Source organism: Epilithonimonas hispanica (assembly GCF_003385395.1).
Classification (GTDB): Bacteria; Bacteroidota; Bacteroidia; order Flavobacteriales; family Weeksellaceae; genus Epilithonimonas; species Epilithonimonas hispanica.
Window position 1 is genome coordinate 82,953 of sequence record NZ_QNUG01000014.1, and the last position, 16,999, is coordinate 99,951.

Here is a 16,999-nt window from a genome sequence, read left to right on the forward strand (position 1 = left end):
GTTATTTTAAACAGGGCAAATCTACAAAAAATACAATTCAAATAATATGACCCCCTTAAAAATTAACGCTATTTACAACTAATATTAACACATTAATTAACACAACCCCAATTTTCAACGCATTATAGAATTTATCTAATAAAATTTCACATTTAATAAATGTTATCAAAATATGAAGAAAATTTATTTTCACTTTTATTTTAGGATATAAGTAGGAAAGTTTAATTTTAAAAACTAATACTAATCAACAATCCGAAACCCAGTAAAAGAAAACAAACTCCTGAAATTCAATCAATTAATCATTCAATTTTGATTTCAAATAAAATTCATATCTTTGTAGACTTTTACAAAAATTTTAATATATGGCAAATTCAAGAGCAAGAGAAACCACAGAAGCTATCGAAAGACTATATGTCTCAATGAGACACTTATTCTACAGAGGATTTTTCAAACCTTCAGGAGTTTCGGGTGAGTCATTAAGAAAACTCTTAATGGTTATCAATCCGGAAATCTACGGAAGTATGAGCGTTCCCAATAAGATAGAACTGGACGGTTTGCTTTATGTTCTTGACCGTCTTCCGGAAGGTATTGAGGAATGTTCTTTTATTCACTTAACCTCAGATGAAGGTTTTGACAAAGGAAGTTTTGAACCAATCGTTCCAAAGAAAAGACGTAGAAACTGCTACAGAATCGATGAACACCAGATGAACATCGAGGTTCTTTTGGGTCGTTCTGAGATTTATGATATTTTGACTCACTTAACTTTCCTTTATCTGGAAGCTGACAAAATCAGAAATATCGGTTTTGATTTGACTGATGGAGGAAGACCTAGACGCACTTGGAAAATCATCGAAGAAGTTGCAAAAGGAGAAAAAAAATACAGCAGAAAAGAAAAAGAAGTTGCATTGATTCATCTTTCTTCTTTCCTAGGAAGAACTTTTGATGAAACTCTAAATGCTTATAACAACTTCGGTGACGATAAAAACCCGGATCGTTTGTTCAAAATCATCTATTGGATGGGACAAATAAGTTTCGAGGATTGGAAAGAAGTGAGAGAAAGAGAAATCCATTTCTCAGCAATTCTTCAAGAGAGAGTTGGACATCACCTTTTTGGAGAAAGATGGGCAAACAAAATCAAAAAAGTTCTTGTTGAAAATGACCTTCATATGCGTCCGCTTCACATCATCAGCGCGAATATGCACTCGGTGAAAAATATGGTTTTTGCCAATGACGCTCTTAATAAAAAGGGAACCAAAGAAGTTGATTACAAATTATTCGCTGACATCAGTAACAAGAAAGACCTTCAGGAAAAAGTTCTTGACCACGCCTTGAAAGAAGGAATGATTTACATCGATGATAACAGCGGAAGTAATATTGATGTTCAAATCATCGATCTTGCTAAAACTGAACTTAAAAATACGGTTTTCGCTAATCAAAAATATAAAGGCGATGATGTGATTCTGGTTTTTGATTATGCTTTCGGAGAACAAGCTTTCGAAGTAATGGACGAATTGTTAAGACCTTACGAAGTGAACGGCGAAGTTTATATGATGAAGGTGAAATCGGTTTCGATAATGGGTAAAGCGGGAATTTTAACAGGAGGAAAAGGCGACATTATGATTCCAACGTCTCATATTTTCGAAGGAACTGCCGACAACTACGTTTTCGAAAACGCTTTGAAAGCTACAGATTTTGTAGATGATGAGGTTAAATCTTTTGAAGGACCAATGGTTACGGTTTTAGGAACATCACTTCAGAATAAAGATATCCTTTCTTACTTTATGACGACGTCTTGGAAAGCAATCGGACTAGAAATGGAAGGAGCGCATTATCAAAAAGCAATTCAGGTGGCAAGTAAAATTCGTCATCATATTTCTCCGGATTTGTTTGTGATGTACGCTTATTACGCTTCGGACAATCCATTGGAAACAGGAAGTACATTATCTTCCGGCGGACTTGGACTCACAGGTGTAAAACCTACTTATATGATTACTCATAAAATCATCGAGAAAATTCTTGAGAAGAAATAAAATTGAGAGCCTCCGATTTGGAGGCTTTTTTGTTTTTTAAATCTCGCAGATTGTTCTGATTTTGCAGATTCATTTTTATTGAAATCAGCGCCATCTGTAAAATCAGCGAGAAAATTAAATTCTATATAAAATTAGCAATCGTATAAATAAGCAAACCAACCAATCCACCAACAATAGTTCCGTTGATTCGGATGAATTGTAAATCTTTTCCAACTTCTAATTCCAATTTTCGACTTAGCTCTTTTCCTTCCCAATCTCCGACCGTTGTACTGATAAGCTCGCCAAAATTCTTCGTGTTTTTCAGAATGTATTTATAAGCTGTAACTCTTACCCAATGGTCGATTCGGTTTTGGAATTGTTCATCATTTTGAAGATTGAAAACAAACTCGCTGATATTTTTTCTGAAGTAAGATTTCATTTTAGAATCTTCTTCGGACAATTCTTTGATTAATGACGATTTCAGCGATTGCCAAATGTCGGATGAATATTGTTTCAGTTTATCGCTATGAAGAAAATCAGATTTGATGGATTCAAATTCTGTTTCCCATTTTGGTTCATCTTTCAGTTCTTGAGAAAAATCAAGAATTTTATTGGTGATTTCTGCTCGTAATGGGTGATTGAGATTTTCTTCAACTTCGAGGAAATAATCACTTAAACCTTTTGTAATTTTCTCTGCAATCTTATTATCAACAGATTTTGGAATCAGAAAAAAACTCTCCTTTCCAACTCTTTCGGAAACCATATCCTCATTTTCCAGAATATAATTTTTGATTTGAGAACTTAGATTGGTAATGATTTTCTGATGGTCATTTTTATTAAGAAGATATTCGATTCCGTTTCCGATGACTGAATTTAATTTGATAGAATCCGTCATTTCCTCAGCTTTATTTGAAATGAAATTCACAACGGATTCACCATCTAATTTATTAATAATATCTTTAATGATTGAAGACAATTCATTAATCAAAACATCTTGATTCCTTTCCTTAGAAAGCCAATCGCCAACATAAACCGAAACTTTTAGTTTTTGAATATATGGTCTGATATTTTGAGGGGAAAGAAAATTATCAACCACAAAATTCCCGAGATTGTCCCCGATTTTTTCTTTAGAATTTTCAATCAAATTGGTATGTGGAATTTTAAGACCTAACGGATAATTGAAAAGCGCCGTCACAGCAAACCAATCTGCCAAAGCCCCAACCATAGCAGCTTCCGAAAACGCCCGGATGTAGCCGATCCAATGTGAAGAATTTTCTTTTTGCAAAATTGTCATCGATATGAAAGTAACCGCCATCAGAATAAACAATCCTGTTGCCAATGTTTTATACCGCTTGAGTTGCTGTTTTTTCAATTCATCATTCATAAATCCGGAAAATCGAAAATCATTCCAAACAAAATTATTGATATTTGGGGAAAATAAATTTATTTTTACAAGAAAGTATTTTCCAATGTTGAAAAGAGTTCTGAATATTTTCCTTTTAATAATCGCATCCGTTATCGTCCTTATTTATATCACTGGGTACAATTATCTTTTCCGTGGAATCAAATCAACCTATCTGCGAGGCGAATCCAACTCAACTATAGATGACGGAAAACTTTTTCCTTCAAAAATTATCTCCAAAGGCATCCCAAAACCTTGGCCGATTGACATCAATTATAATAAACAAAAACTCTCTTCCGAGCTTGAGAAACAATTGATAGAAACAGAGTCGGTTTCATTTTTGGTCATTCAGAAAGGGAAAATTCTGCAAGAACATTATTGGGATAGTTATAATAAAACAACGCCTAGCAATTCCTTCTCTATGGCAAAAGCTATTACCGTATTATTATTAGGAAAAGCTATTGATGATGGAAGAATCCAGGGACTTAATCAACATTTTTCAGACTTTTATCCTGATTTTTCAAATAATGATTTTGGAAAAAAACTCACTTTAGGCAATCTCGCGTCAATGGAAGCTGGGTTGGATTGGGACGAAGATGGTAGCAATCCTTTTGGACCCAACGCAAAAGCTTATTATGGGTTTTCTTTATCCGATGTTGTTTTTAATAAGAAACTAAAACAGAATCCTGGAGAAAAATTTGAATATCAAAGTGGCACAACCCAACTATTAGGATTTGCAGTTGGAAAATCTATAGGAACAAGTCTCTCCGAATATGCATCTGCAAAATTTTGGAAACCTCTGGGCATGGAACAGAATGCAAAATGGTCAACCGATGACTTGGGCGTAGAAAAATCGTTTTGCTGTATCCAATCCAACGCAAGAGATTTTGCAAAAATTGGCTCTTTACTTTTAAATCGAGGAAAATTCAATGATATTCCTTTAATTAATGAAAATTTTGTAGACCAAATGACAACACCATCGGAACATTCTAAAGGTGCTTACGGAATGGGATTATGGACAAATTACGATTCTAATATTCATCACTATTATATGTGGGGGCTCCACGGTCAATTTGTGATTATGGTTCCCAAATACGATATGATAATTGTAAGATTAGGAGAAAAAGAAAATCCTCTAAAAGACTCTAAAAACCGTCCAAAAGTTGTAGAGTTTTATATTAATGAAGCTTTGAAATTGGCTAATAAAAACTAATCTGCATCATAGTCCAATAAGGCAAAAACACTTAGAAGTGTACTATTTTTAAGCTTTTGTTCGGCCTCTTTTACATATTGTGCTTCGTTGCTTGCAGGAACATAGATTTCGTAAAAATTTTTATTTCTTATAACAAACAAAGTCGAACCGATAATCATCGTTAGAATATCTTCGGATTTTGGTGCATTATGAAAAACCCCGGAAACAATCCCTCTTTTCACAATCTCATCAATTCTCGCAACACAAGTCTGATAAAACTCTAGAAGGTCATCTTTTACATTATCCAAAGTCCGCATCTCCTGCGTTACAAAACCATGGAAATAATTGTATTTGAAAAGCAAAGAAATCACATAGTTCACAATTTCCTTCATCTGCATCTCGGGCTTACCTTCTTTGATTGTTTGAGCAAACTCAGAAAAACTCTCTTTTGTACGCTGAACACGATATTGATAAAGATAGGACATCATCTTTTCTTTCGAACCAAAATAGTACGAAATCATCGCCACATTGATATTGGCTTTTGTACAAATATCACGCACAGAAGTTCCATCAAAGCCTTTTTTGGCAATTAATTCTTCTGCAACATCTAGAATAATGATTTGTTTATCCGTAAATTTTTTTCTCATTCTCAAAGAAAGATTTAATGTAAAATTAAACTTATTTTTCATTAATTACAATAGGCACTATTTTTTTATCTTTGATAATGGATTTTCTGGATTTTCATCATCACAAGCCCAATCAAATTGGAATTTACAACCTCAATCTTGTAGAAGAAATCCCCGCTGGAAAATTCTCGATTGGTCTTCATCCAAAAGACATTACAGAACATTGGAAATTAGATTTTGAAAAAATTAAAGAAATCTCGACTTCAGAAAATTGTCTTGCAATTGGGGAATGTGGTTTGGATGGGTTAATTTCTATTGATGAAAAACTTCAATCTGAAATTTTTCAAGCTCATATTTCTTGGGCAGAAGAAATTAAAAAACCGATTATCATCCATTGTGTTCGCAGGTTTTCGCAGATATTACACTTCAAAAAAGCAAAAGTCCCGTTGGTAATTCATGGTTTCAATAAGAAGGAAAATATCGGAAAAGAACTTTTGAAAGCTGGCTTTTATCTGAGTTTTGGAAAAGCGGCTTTAGATAACTTATCTTTGCAAAAATTGATTGAAGATTTTCCTATTCAAAGATTATTTTTAGAAACTGACAACTCGGATTTTGATATTACAGAATTATATGAAAAAGTTTCCGAAATCAAATCTATTTCTTTGGAAAACCTGAAAACTCAGTTGTGGGAAAATCTCGGAAATGTGATTAATTATGGATAAATTTTGGTTAGAACGTACCGAATTACTGATAAAAGAAGAAGGAATTGAAAAGCTACAAAATGCCAAAGTTTTGGTAGTAGGTTTAGGTGGTGTAGGTTCTTTTGCTGCAGAATTTTTGGCAAGAGCAGGAATCGGGAAAATGGTGATTGTGGATGGCGATGTTGTAGACATTACTAATATTAATCGTCAGTTACCCGCACTTCATTCAACAATTGGTCAGCATAAAGTGGAGTTGGTTGGAGAGCGATTGATGGACATTAATCCGAAACTTAATCTTACCAAAATCAATGAGTTTCTGGAACCAGAAAGAATGGAAGAATTAATAAAATCAGAAAAATTCGATTACGTTTTGGACTGTATTGATTCTTTGACTCCGAAAATAGCATTAATGATAACTTGCCGAAGAAATAAGGTAAAATTAGTATCATCTATGGGTGCTGGCGGAAAGACTGATCCTAGCAAAGTAATGGTTCGAGACCTTCACAAAACCAGAGATTGTCTATTGGCAAGACAAGTGAGAAAACGTCTGAAAAAAGAAAAAATCAACAAAGGTTTCCGCTGTGTTTTCTCAACAGAGGTACAGGACGAGAATAGCTTGAAAATGACTGACGGAACTAATTTTAAGCGATCCTTTTATGGAACAATCAGTTTCATTCCGGCTCTTTTTGGATTGTATGCCGCAGCGGAAGTCATTAATTATTTAACTGGAAGACAACAATATATTGAAGACTAATAGCTATCCTTCCCACGAAAAACTGAAAAAGAAATATGAGATAGACCTCCTTTTTGGCAAAGGAAAGTGGCTTTCTGTGGATAATATTAGAATCATTCATTTAAAATCTTCGGAAAAACTAAGTATCGATTCTCATAAAATAGGCGTTTCTGTTTCGAAGAAATTTTTTAAAAAAGCAGTTGACAGAAACCGTTTAAAACGCTTACTTAGAGAATCTTACAGACTCAACAAAACAGCATACAAAGAAGCATTTGGTGATCAATCGATAGCAATGATTTTTTGGGCTTCTAAAGAGATGCCGGATCATTTTTCTGTTGTAGAAAATCAATTTTTGAATCTTTGTAAAAAGAAATTAGGCTAATGTTTTCATATAATTTGTAATTTTATTCTCAAAGAAATTACAAATGAGTGACATTTTACCTTACACTTTAAGTGCTTTTATTGGAATTGGATTGGCGGCAGCTTCTGGTTTCAGAGTTTTTTTACCAATGTTTGCCGTGAGTTTGGCGTCTTATCTAGGATGGATTCCTATGTCGGATAACTTCGAATGGCTATCTGGATTACCAACACTTATTACTACCGCTGTTGCAACGATCTGCGAAATAGTAGCCTACTACATTCCTATTGTTGATAATTTTTTGGATACGATTACAATTCCTTTAGCAACCATTGCTGGTTCTATCCTATTTGCAAGTCAGTTTATGGAATTGGATACATTCCCACAGTGGGCTCTGGCTTTGATCGCAGGAGGCGGAACTGCAGCAACAATAGCATCTGGATTTGCAGGAACGCGCGCCGCATCTACAGCAACAACTGCAGGAATTGGTAACAATGTTGTTGCGACTACGGAAACTGCAGGCGCTGGATTGATGTCTGTTCTTTCTATTTTCTTACCTATTTTGGCTTTTATTTTTGCAATTGTGTTAATTGTTCTTGTTCTATTTTTTGGAAGGAAACTTTGGCGAAAAATGAAGGCTAATAACTCTGGGATATTCTAAAATACAAAAGACCGCAAATTGCGGTCTTTTGTATTATTAATGAAAATAAACTTAATTATTGAACTTTGATGTCATCAATTTGAATAGTTGTTGTAACACCTGTTCCTGCTCCTTCGTATTTGAAAAGGATGAATCCATTGCCTGTTAAACCAGCAGGAATAGTATATGTTCCCGCATTTGCAAGAGTACCATAACCATTGGTTGGTGTTTTAGGAATGGTAAAACTAGATGTAATATCTGTTAAAGTAGCTGTTCCAATATCAGAACCCGGAGTATAGTCATTGGTTGTATAAACTTTAAGAGCATCTCCATTGTAGTAACCAACATTGACTCTAAAACTAAAATTATTAGCCGCAGTAAAATCTACTGGTACAATAAAATAATTTTGGAAAGATCCATTTCCTGCATTTGCAGACATTTGGATATACTTGTTACTGCTAAATGTTTTTACCTGCCAATATCTATTTCCTACATAAGCATAGTTAAGATATTTAGGGAAATTTGCTAGGTTAACTTCATAACTCTCGAATGTTTCTGTAAAAGCACCTGAGTAAGCAATTTCTGATCCTCCTAATAATCCTGTTGCAAAACGAGGATTTGTAAAGTTGATATCGCTTATACCTCTAATAATATTTTGGTAAGGTGCAGATCCTGTCCCATATTTGCTAACTACAAAAGTGATATCTCCGCTTTTGTCTGGGATAAGGTAAGAAGTTGCTTTAAAGAAACCGTCTGTTCTTACAATTCCGGTATTTCCATCTTTATCTACCAAATTTCTATTAGAATCTACAAAATTTCCTGCAAGATCTTTGTTCATCAATGGCAAACCAACTTCATTAGAAGCAAATTGTACATTTTTAACAATGGCTAATGTATTTACATATTTTGGATCTTGGATTTGCGTCAAAGTCAATTCTTGAGGAACAATGGTTGCGATATCAAGACCATTACCATTACAAACACCTGAGATAAATCTACCGATAATAGACTCTGGGATTCTACCAATAGCATAATCTGGATCTTTTACCCCTAAAGTGATAACATCATTGGATTTCCCAATAACCATTCCGTTTGCTTTGATTCTGATGTGAGCTCCAACTGGAAAATCGGTATAGTTCATAGATTTGTTAACCCCTACAACCAAACCAACCGTTGGATTTTCTGGCTTATCTTGGAAAGATATTGTTTTGTAAAAATTTCCGCTTGCATCCGAAGAAACCACATATCCGTCAAAAATAACTGCAGGATTGGTTGCATCTTGCGCAGGTACAGTGTAAACACCGTTTGCTGGAGAGTTTGCTACAAACTCTGCCATTGTAGTAGTTGGCGCATCAAATTTGTTGTTACAAACCATCTCTGGCGCATCCCAATTATCATCTTTGACACACGAAACCTGGGAAGCTCCTAAAACAGCTACACCAAGACTTATTTTGAAGTATTTTTTTATATTCATTTTCTTGCTTTTTTAAAATTGTTTTTTAGAATCTCACTTGTAAATTAACGAAATACGAACGCCCTTGTGTGTACCAATATTTAGGTGCAAAGTTTGGTGTACTACTATTAAAATCATTCTCAAAATCTACATTTCCTTTGGTATTTCTTATTTGTTCGAATCCACCAGTTATATAATTTGTATTATCAAAAATATTGTTAACAGATGCAGAAATCAACAAATAGTATTTCCCGAAGATCCAAGATTTTCCAACATTAGCATTAATAAAATGCGCAGATGGAAGTTTCTTTTGGCTCATGTAGTAATCTAGCTTTTCTTGAGTAAGTGTTGTAATTGGTGTGCTACTAATATTACTTGTATACCACTGATCACTTCTTGTAATTGCGTTAGGATCAAGATTGTTATCGTCTAGGTAATTCCAGTTAGCACCAACCCACCAATAGTGCGGATTGTTATAACGTAATCCTGCGGAGAAAGCTTTCTGAGGTGTTCCACCTACTTTCATCCCTTTGATATTCGTTTTTCCATAATCAACATATGGCGCTGCAACTACGTCTGATGCAAAATAAACGGTTGGATTGTTTCTATAAGTATAATCTCCCCAGTTTGCTACTCCTTGGAAAGAAAGCGTTGGAAGGATCTTATAATCAACACCCAATTCTGCTCCCATGTTTCTCTTATTCACATTGGACATTGTTTGTACTACAAAAGCACTAGCAGTTTGGTCTACACCTGCTGTAGTCTCATCACTATTACTTGTAGCAAGTGTAAGTCCATCCGCAAAGAATCTCTGCACACTAGTATCATCTTCTGTATCAACAAGATAACCAGTAACTCTCAATTTCAATTTAGGACTAGAAACAACATAACTCAAGTCATTGGCATTAATCTTCACATTTTTAATACCTGGCGCTGAGTAGTTATTATTTCTTGGGTTGATAAAAATATCTTGTAAAAATGGTGCTTCTGTGAAATATGCGCCGTTATAAACTAAGAAATTTCTACCATTTAATCTATAAACAACTTGGCTTTTCAGACCATAATTCCAATAATTGTAGTCTTGACCTTTCCCAAGAGAATGATCCTGATAAAGATAATGCTGGAACAATCCTTCTCTGCTAGAAGTAGAGTATCCAAATAAACCGCTCACAAAAACATCAAAATTGCCTGTGGAAAACTTAACGCCTGGATTTACTTTTACCTCTTGTCTTCTTAAGATATAATTATAACCAATTTTGTCGCCAACGTGTTTTGCAAGGTTGGTATCCTTCACATCATAAAGACCAGAGGAGCCTTTTCTGTTAGAATCTGCAAATGGATCAACTCCCAGTACATAATCTGCGCCCAACATATCTTCTACTTCTCTATAATATTCGGAACGGAAGTTCTGATAAGAAACGTTTAGTAAGAATTTGGATTTATCTGTAAAATTGTAGGTGTAGTGTGTAGCTGCATTCCAGATCTTATCATCACTTACGTCATTTACTAAGAAATATTTTGCTCTTTTTCCTGTAAGACCATATTTTGTAGACATCTCCTGCTGGTCAAAAGCATCATTACTACGGTTTACGTTATATAGATTGTTCCAATTGATCTGAGTAACTTCTTGATTATTATTCGCCCAATTTTCAATAGCCGCATCGCGACCGTTCATTAACTCAGTATATAATGCAGGATTTTGTACATTATGATATGCATTATACTCTATACTATTGGAGTAATAACTTGGTAATTTTTTGTAATAGGTTGGCGATGGATTATTTGCATTTTGCCAATCTAATCTGGATCCACTATCTTTTCCAAATTGGTAAGAAAGCGTAGTCCAAAGGCTAGATTTTTTATTGATTTTTAAGAAATCTTGCAATTGGAAAATCGGTTGAAAACCTTTTCTAACTCTTTCGTTTCTTTTTTCTCCATTTTGCCACCCCCAATATGAGTTGTAATGTACGCCTCTGTAATTATAAACCTCTTGAGTATTAGGACTAGACGTAGATCTTCTTGTAGGAGAAGCAAAAGCATTGAATGTAATCGTGTGATTATCATTAATTTTCTTCTCAATCCCGAGATAAGTTCCGTACGCATCATAGAAAGTACCGTCTTGGATTCCTTCTTCTGCCCATCTTTTAGCTCCCATTACTGTAAATGCCCAACCTTTTTTAGACATTCCAGATGTGTATCTTAGAGAAACTCTTTGTCTGTAATTTCTGTTGGTGATAGAATAAACAGCTTGGAAACCTTTTCTATACTCGCTAGCTTTGGTATTTTTATAAATCACTCCACTCGCTCCTCCAAATGCATACTCAGATGGTGAATGATTAGCAGCAATCTCTGGATATCTTACAATCTCATTAAGACCTCCCCAATTAGAAAAATCTACATTTCCATTATCAGATTTTACCATAGACACGCCATTCAACATATTTTCAGAAGTTCTACCATCTACACCTCTTGGTCTGAACCAATATGCACCAAGGTCAAAACTTGCTATTCTGTTGAAAACATCTTGAGAAGATTGTAATAGACCTACTGTTGACGATTGCCCATTGTCTTCATCACCCGCATTATCTAGGATTGCAAGACCTTGATCCGCGCCTGTCAATGTTGAGTAAAGGGTAATAACCCCCAAGTCTTTTCTTTTCTCCGTAGTAATATCAAATTCCAAGGTTTTTGTTTCGAAATTTGACTTAGATACCACAATCTGATAATGTCCGGTTTTTAAATCTACAAACTGGAAATATCCAATTTTGTCTGCCGAAACATCATTACCTTCTCCTTTAAGACTTACTTGTGCTTTTTCAACTGGTTTCCCTTCTGCATCTTTCAGATATGCAAAAACCGTAGTTTGTGCAAAATAAAACGACGCTGGAAGCACTGTAAATAAGGAGATTAATGATAGTTTTTTAATCATAAATCAATTAGGTTTTGTTTGCTCTTTTTTTCTAATATACAGTCCGTTACACACGGAAGGCAAATGTAAATAAATTTTTGATAATTAATACTTTTTAACATTTTTTTATTTTAACAAATTATCAATTTTTCGAAACATAATTGTATATTATTAAAATATTGCAATTTTTATTTTACAACAGTTCAAAAAAAATTACTTTTGTAGCCTTACATTTTTTATTATGAAAAATATATTTACTATTGTTGCTATTCTTAGCATTTCCTTAGTAGCCGCTCAAAAAAGACAGGTTCGCGCTGCTACCATAGGATTTTTAAACGTTGAAAACCTTTGGGATACCATTCGTTCTGCAGATTATATCGACGGCACAAAAGACAGAAGCAACCCCGCTTTCCACAGAAGTGTGCCTTTAGACTCTATCAAATATCTTGAAGTAACAGATAAAGATTACAAAGGACCATGGAATGACGAGTCCCTTATTGGCAAAAAAGTCGTGAGAATCCAAGGTAGCTCAGAAGAGTTCACTCCCAAAAGTGGAAAAAATTACACCTATGATGTTTATAAACAAAAATTAGCCAATGAAGCAAAAGTGATTTCTGAAATGGGGAAATCTTATACCGGAACAGCTCCTGTTGTGGTTGGTCTTTTGGAAGTAGAAAACCGCCAAGTTGTAGAAGACCTTGTAAAAGAACCAGCTATTGCAAAATATGATTATGGAGTTGTTCATTATAACTCTTATGATTACAGAGGTATTGACATAGCCTTTATCTATCAAAAAAGAAGATTCACTCCTTCCAAATCTTGGACAAAAGAAATCAAAATTTTTGGTAGCGAAGGAAAAAGAGAATACACAAGAGATGTTTTAGTTTTAACCGGTTTTCTTGACAACGAGAAAGTTGCATTTTTCCTAAATCACTGGCCATCAAGAAGAGGAGGCGAAGCTATTTCTCTTTCTAAGCGTAATGCTGCTGCAAAGGTCTTAAGACAACAAATGGATAGCGTAAGAGCACTAGATCCTTCTACAAAATTATTTGCAATGGGAGATTTCAATGATGATCCAGTTAGTCCAAGTTTAAAAAATGGACTTAAAGCAGTAGGCAACCCAAAAGATTTATCGGAAGAAAACCATTATCTTAACCTTATGTATCCCTTGTATAAAAAAGGTATTGCTTCCTTGGCTTACCAAGATGCACCTAACTTGTTTGATCAAATCATTGTATCATCCAACCTACATTCACCTAATAAAGAGCTAAGAAAAGACTATACTGTTTTCAAAGCAGAAATTTTCGCTCCAGACTATCTAATTACCAAAGAGGGAAATTACAAAGGTTATCCATTTAGATCATGGTCAGGAGACAAGTTTACCGGAGGTTATTCCGATCACTTTCCTGCATTTGTGGTATTGCAAAAAGAACCTTAAGTAATAAAAATCAACCGTTTCAAATTTTGGGACGGTTTTTTTGTAGATTTTTGCAATGTTATTTCCCGATTTCTTTCTCGATTTTTTTCAATCATCTTTTCCGCATAGATTGATTCTTTTTTTTAAATTGTTTTTGTTGTTTAAGTCTGTCACAGTTTGTGCAAAAGTACTTATGGATAAAAGCAAAATAATGATTAAATATAGCTTTTTCATTTTATAACTGATTTTTTCGTTATTAATGTGACAATTAAGAGAAAAATTTTATTACTTCAGAAATGTAACTTTTAATTTAATCCGAAAAAAAAGAAAAGCATTCCGATATTTCGAAATGCTTTTGATAATTTATTCTTTCAATTTAAGATTCTTATTCTGTAGCGGAAGCGGAACGTAGCCATCATCATTGATTACTTTAGGGAACTCGTGGTTTTGCCATCTTGTTTTGGCGTCTTCTATGATTTCTCTGGAAGTTCCAACGAAATTCCAATAAATGAATCTCTGCTCAGGAAAAGGTTCTCCTCCGAAAATATAAACTGTGGAATTGGGTTTTAAAACAAAATGACAAAGTTTGGAATCCTTAGCAATCAGAATATGCTTTGGAGAGTAAAGATTACCTTCACTTTCGATATTTCCTTCCAATATATAAAGAGAAGATTCTCCAAAAAGATAATCACCGAGAATGATTTCTCTGTCTTCCTGAAGTGTATTTTTAACTTCTAGAAAATATAATGGTGAATAAGCTGGAACCGGAGATTTATGACCTAGGATTTCGCCTGCGATTAGTTTATAATTAACCCCGTTATCTATCCAACTTGGTATATCTTCTTTGTTGATGTGGAAAAACTCGGGTTCCATAGTTTCCAATTCTTTTGGAAGTGCGACCCAAATTTGTAATCCGTGAAGGTTTTTATCAGTTGTTCTGAGGTATTCCGGAGTTCTTTCGGAATGGGCAACGCCCTTTCCTGCGGTCATCCAATTGACAGCGCCTTCTTTGATTTCGATTTCTGTTCCCATAGAATCTCTGTGCATAATGCCTCCCTCGAACAAAAAAGTAAGCGTAGAGAGTCCAATATGCGGATGAGGTGGGACATCCAAATTTTCATAATCTTTAAGCGCCGCTGGCCCCATATGGTCGATGAACACAAATGGTCCAACGCTTCTTTTCTGAGTAAAAGGTAACAATCTGCCAACCAAAAAGTTACCGATATCGGCCGCTCTTTCTTCGATTATCATTTGAATATTTGACATATTTTCATTTTTAATTTGGACTTAAAATTAATAATTTCTATTGAACTTTTTCATTTTAATTGATACTGAATCACTCGCAGCCCGACTTGAGCGGAAATCCTTCTTACGCAACAAAGTAGAGTGAAAAGATTGGGAGCGGAAGGCGGATTAAGCTGCCCCAATAAAATTGATGTCTCGAAGCCGATAAATGACTTTTTGACAAAGATTTTTCGTTGGTACAGTTTATGACTGAAATGATTACCTTTGTGAACCTATAATTTTAAAACATATTAATGGAATTAGCATTAAAGATTTTTCAGTTTGTACTGAGCATCTCTATTCTTGTAACTTTACACGAAATCGGGCACTTCTTGCCGGCGAAATGGTTTAAAACCAAAGTAGACAAATTCTTTTTATTCTTTGACCCTTATTTTTCCATCTTCGCAATGAAGAAAATCAATGGAAAATGGCAATATAAATTCCTTTCTAAAAACCAACCTACTGAAGAAGAGGTGGAAATTGATGGGAAAAAAGTTCTTCAGCCAATCGATATTTCTAAACTTCCGGAAGATGACTGGAGAAAACACGAAGGTGTGAAATACGGAATCGGATGGTTGCCTTTCGGAGGTTATGTGAAAATTGCAGGAATGGTGGACGAAAGTATGGACACCGAACAATTGAAAAAACCTGCGCAACCTTGGGAATTCCGTGCGAAACCGGCTTGGCAACGTTTGATTATTATGCTTGGTGGAGTTACGGTTAATTTCTTTTTGGCTTGGGCAATTTATTCTTCGCTTTCTTACTTCAATGGAGAAACTTATCACGATAATGCGAAATTCGAAAATGGAATCGCGGTTTCTGAACCTGCACAATTGTTAGGTTTCAAAACGGGAGATAAAATCTTGAAAATCGATGGTAAACCGGAAGAAAGATTGGAAGATAGTTTCCTTGATATTTTATTAAGTAACGAAATCACGGTTCTAAGAGATGGAAAAGAAGTTAATTTCGCTCCAAATGAAGACGGAATTGCACATATCTTAGGTGCAAATGAAGCTAAAGCTTATATCACGCCAAGATTCCCAGCTGTAGTTGACAGTCTTGCTCCGAATATGCCGGCAACACAAGCAGGATTGAAGAAAGGAGATAAAATAGTTGGAATCAATGGTCAAAAAATAGAATTCTATGACCAGATTGGAGATATTCTTAAAGCAAACAAAGGCAGAAAAATTTCTTTGGACGTTGTTAGAAATAATCAACCATTGGCTATCAGCTCAGATGTGAATAAAGAAGGAAAACTAGGTTTTACACCGGATTTGAAACTTGCTCAAAGTTCTCTTAAAGAAAGTGAGATAACAAAAAGCTACACTTTCTTACAAGCAATTCCAAGAGGTTTTGACAGAAGTATTGCCTCTTTGACAAAGCAGGTAAAGCAATTCAAACTGATTTTCCATAAGAAGATACAAGGTTATAAAAAAGTGGGTGGTCCAATTGCGATTGTCAACAATATGCACGTTGATAAAAGCAAAGACGGAAGCTTATCTATCAATTGGGAGTTTTTCTGGAGTTTTACGGCAATGTTTTCGGTTTGGTTGGCTTTCCTTAATTTAATTCCGATTCCGGGATTAGATGGAGGTCATGTACTATTTACATTGTGGGAAATCATCACAAGAAAGCCGGTTCCACAGAAAATCTTGGAAAACGCACAAATGGTGGGTGTAATTTTCTTATTAGGGCTTATGGCGTTAATATTTGGAAATGACATAGTTAAGCTGATAGCGCAATTATTAAGTCAAAAAAATTAAAAAAAGTTTGTCAAAAAATTTGGTGCAAATATAAAAACGTTATATATTTGCACCACTTAAAACAAAGGACATTCCTCTTTAGCTCAGTTGGTTAGAGCATCTGACTGTTAATCAGAGGGTCGCTGGTTCGAGCCCAGCAAGAGGAGCAAACCATCACAGAAATGTGATGGTTTTTTTGTTTTAGTACCGTAAATAGCTTGTTTGCTTCATTATTTGGAGTTTTGCCTATTCTTCTTATTTCTACCTATTTTCTATTCTCTTACAAATTTTGGGTGTCCTTTTGTAAATTCCAGTGATATTGACCACCCAATTTCAAATCAAAGTGACCAGGTAATTTCGGTTTAAATTGACCACCCTTAATTTTGATAAAAACTCTTGTTTTTCATGTGTCAATTAGTATTCAAATATAATAAATAACCTGAGTTCGGGATAAGAAATGAAATAAAATTTGCAATGAAAAGTAATAATTCGTATATTTAAGTTTCTGAAATTCAAATATTTAACGAATTATTA

At 34.6% G+C, this 16,999-nt stretch carries 13 protein-coding genes and 1 tRNA gene; 9 read left to right on the plus strand and 5 right to left on the minus strand.

Going from position 1 to position 16,999, the window contains the following annotated elements; translation table 11 throughout:
• Positions 1 to 362: 362 nt before the first annotated feature.
• Positions 363 to 2,030, plus strand: a complete 1,668-nt coding sequence (locus tag DRF58_RS08500) for a DUF6909 family protein (protein WP_116034619.1) — start codon at positions 363 to 365, stop codon at positions 2,028 to 2,030.
• A 121-nt stretch (positions 2,031 to 2,151) separates the two neighbouring features.
• On the opposite strand, the gene DRF58_RS08505 is transcribed toward DRF58_RS08500, so the two are convergent.
• Positions 2,152 to 3,393, minus strand: a complete 1,242-nt coding sequence (locus tag DRF58_RS08505; RefSeq protein WP_116034620.1) for a DUF445 domain-containing protein — start codon at positions 3,391 to 3,393, stop codon at positions 2,152 to 2,154.
• Between the two features lie 85 nt (positions 3,394 to 3,478).
• On the opposite strand from DRF58_RS08505, the gene DRF58_RS08510 reads away from it, so the two are divergent.
• Positions 3,479 to 4,624 (plus strand): serine hydrolase domain-containing protein, encoded by a 1,146-nt coding sequence (locus DRF58_RS08510; protein ID WP_116034637.1) that lies wholly within the window; start codon positions 3,479 to 3,481, stop codon positions 4,622 to 4,624.
• On the opposite strand, the gene DRF58_RS08515 is transcribed toward DRF58_RS08510, so the two are convergent.
• Entirely contained in the window at positions 4,621 to 5,250 is a 630-nt protein-coding gene (locus tag DRF58_RS08515) for a TetR/AcrR family transcriptional regulator (RefSeq protein ID WP_116034639.1), read from the minus strand. The two genes, DRF58_RS08510 and DRF58_RS08515, sit on opposite strands and share 4 nt — an antisense overlap.
• A 77-nt stretch (positions 5,251 to 5,327) precedes the next feature.
• On the opposite strand from DRF58_RS08515, the gene DRF58_RS08520 reads away from it, so the two are divergent.
• From DRF58_RS08520 to DRF58_RS08535, 4 genes are read left to right on the plus strand one after another with little or no spacing between them, the layout of a single operon-like run.
• On the plus strand, positions 5,328 to 5,951 hold the full coding sequence (locus tag DRF58_RS08520) for a TatD family hydrolase (protein ID WP_116034622.1): 624 nt from the start codon (positions 5,328 to 5,330) through the stop codon (positions 5,949 to 5,951).
• Entirely contained in the window at positions 5,944 to 6,684 is a 741-nt protein-coding gene (locus DRF58_RS08525) for a tRNA threonylcarbamoyladenosine dehydratase (RefSeq protein WP_116034624.1), read from the plus strand. The genes DRF58_RS08520 and DRF58_RS08525 overlap by 8 nt, the downstream gene beginning before the upstream one ends.
• Positions 6,674 to 7,045, plus strand: a complete 372-nt coding sequence (rnpA, locus tag DRF58_RS08530) for a ribonuclease P protein component (RefSeq protein WP_116034625.1) — start codon at positions 6,674 to 6,676, stop codon at positions 7,043 to 7,045. The genes DRF58_RS08525 and rnpA overlap by 11 nt, the downstream gene beginning before the upstream one ends.
• A 43-nt stretch (positions 7,046 to 7,088) precedes the next feature.
• Complete coding sequence (locus tag DRF58_RS08535) at positions 7,089 to 7,682, plus strand: DUF4126 domain-containing protein (RefSeq protein WP_116034626.1); 594 nt, start codon at positions 7,089 to 7,091, stop codon at positions 7,680 to 7,682.
• 55 nt (positions 7,683 to 7,737) lie between these two features.
• On the opposite strand, the gene DRF58_RS08540 is transcribed toward DRF58_RS08535, so the two are convergent.
• The gene (locus DRF58_RS08540; protein ID WP_116034627.1) at positions 7,738 to 9,135 is read right to left on the minus strand and encodes a DUF5689 domain-containing protein; all 1,398 of its coding nucleotides are present in this window, start codon (positions 9,133 to 9,135) and stop codon (positions 7,738 to 7,740) included.
• 25 nt (positions 9,136 to 9,160) lie between these two features.
• Complete coding sequence (locus tag DRF58_RS08545) at positions 9,161 to 12,043, minus strand: carboxypeptidase regulatory-like domain-containing protein (protein WP_116034628.1); 2,883 nt, start codon at positions 12,041 to 12,043, stop codon at positions 9,161 to 9,163.
• A 220-nt stretch (positions 12,044 to 12,263) separates the two neighbouring features.
• Between DRF58_RS08545 and DRF58_RS08550 the strand changes: the two genes are divergently transcribed.
• Positions 12,264 to 13,460, plus strand: a complete 1,197-nt coding sequence (locus tag DRF58_RS08550) for an endonuclease/exonuclease/phosphatase family protein (protein WP_116034629.1) — start codon at positions 12,264 to 12,266, stop codon at positions 13,458 to 13,460.
• Between the two features lie 342 nt (positions 13,461 to 13,802).
• Here DRF58_RS08550 and DRF58_RS08555 read toward each other — a convergent pair whose 3' ends face one another.
• Complete coding sequence (locus DRF58_RS08555; RefSeq protein ID WP_116034631.1) at positions 13,803 to 14,705, minus strand: pirin family protein; 903 nt, start codon at positions 14,703 to 14,705, stop codon at positions 13,803 to 13,805.
• A gap of 272 nt (positions 14,706 to 14,977) precedes the next feature.
• Between DRF58_RS08555 and rseP the strand changes: the two genes are divergently transcribed.
• Positions 14,978 to 16,486, plus strand: a complete 1,509-nt coding sequence (rseP, locus tag DRF58_RS08560; protein ID WP_116034632.1) for an RIP metalloprotease RseP — start codon at positions 14,978 to 14,980, stop codon at positions 16,484 to 16,486.
• Positions 16,487 to 16,558: 72 nt separating this feature from the next.
• Positions 16,559 to 16,632, plus strand: a tRNA-Asn gene (locus DRF58_RS08565).
• Positions 16,633 to 16,999: the final 367 nt, after the last annotated feature.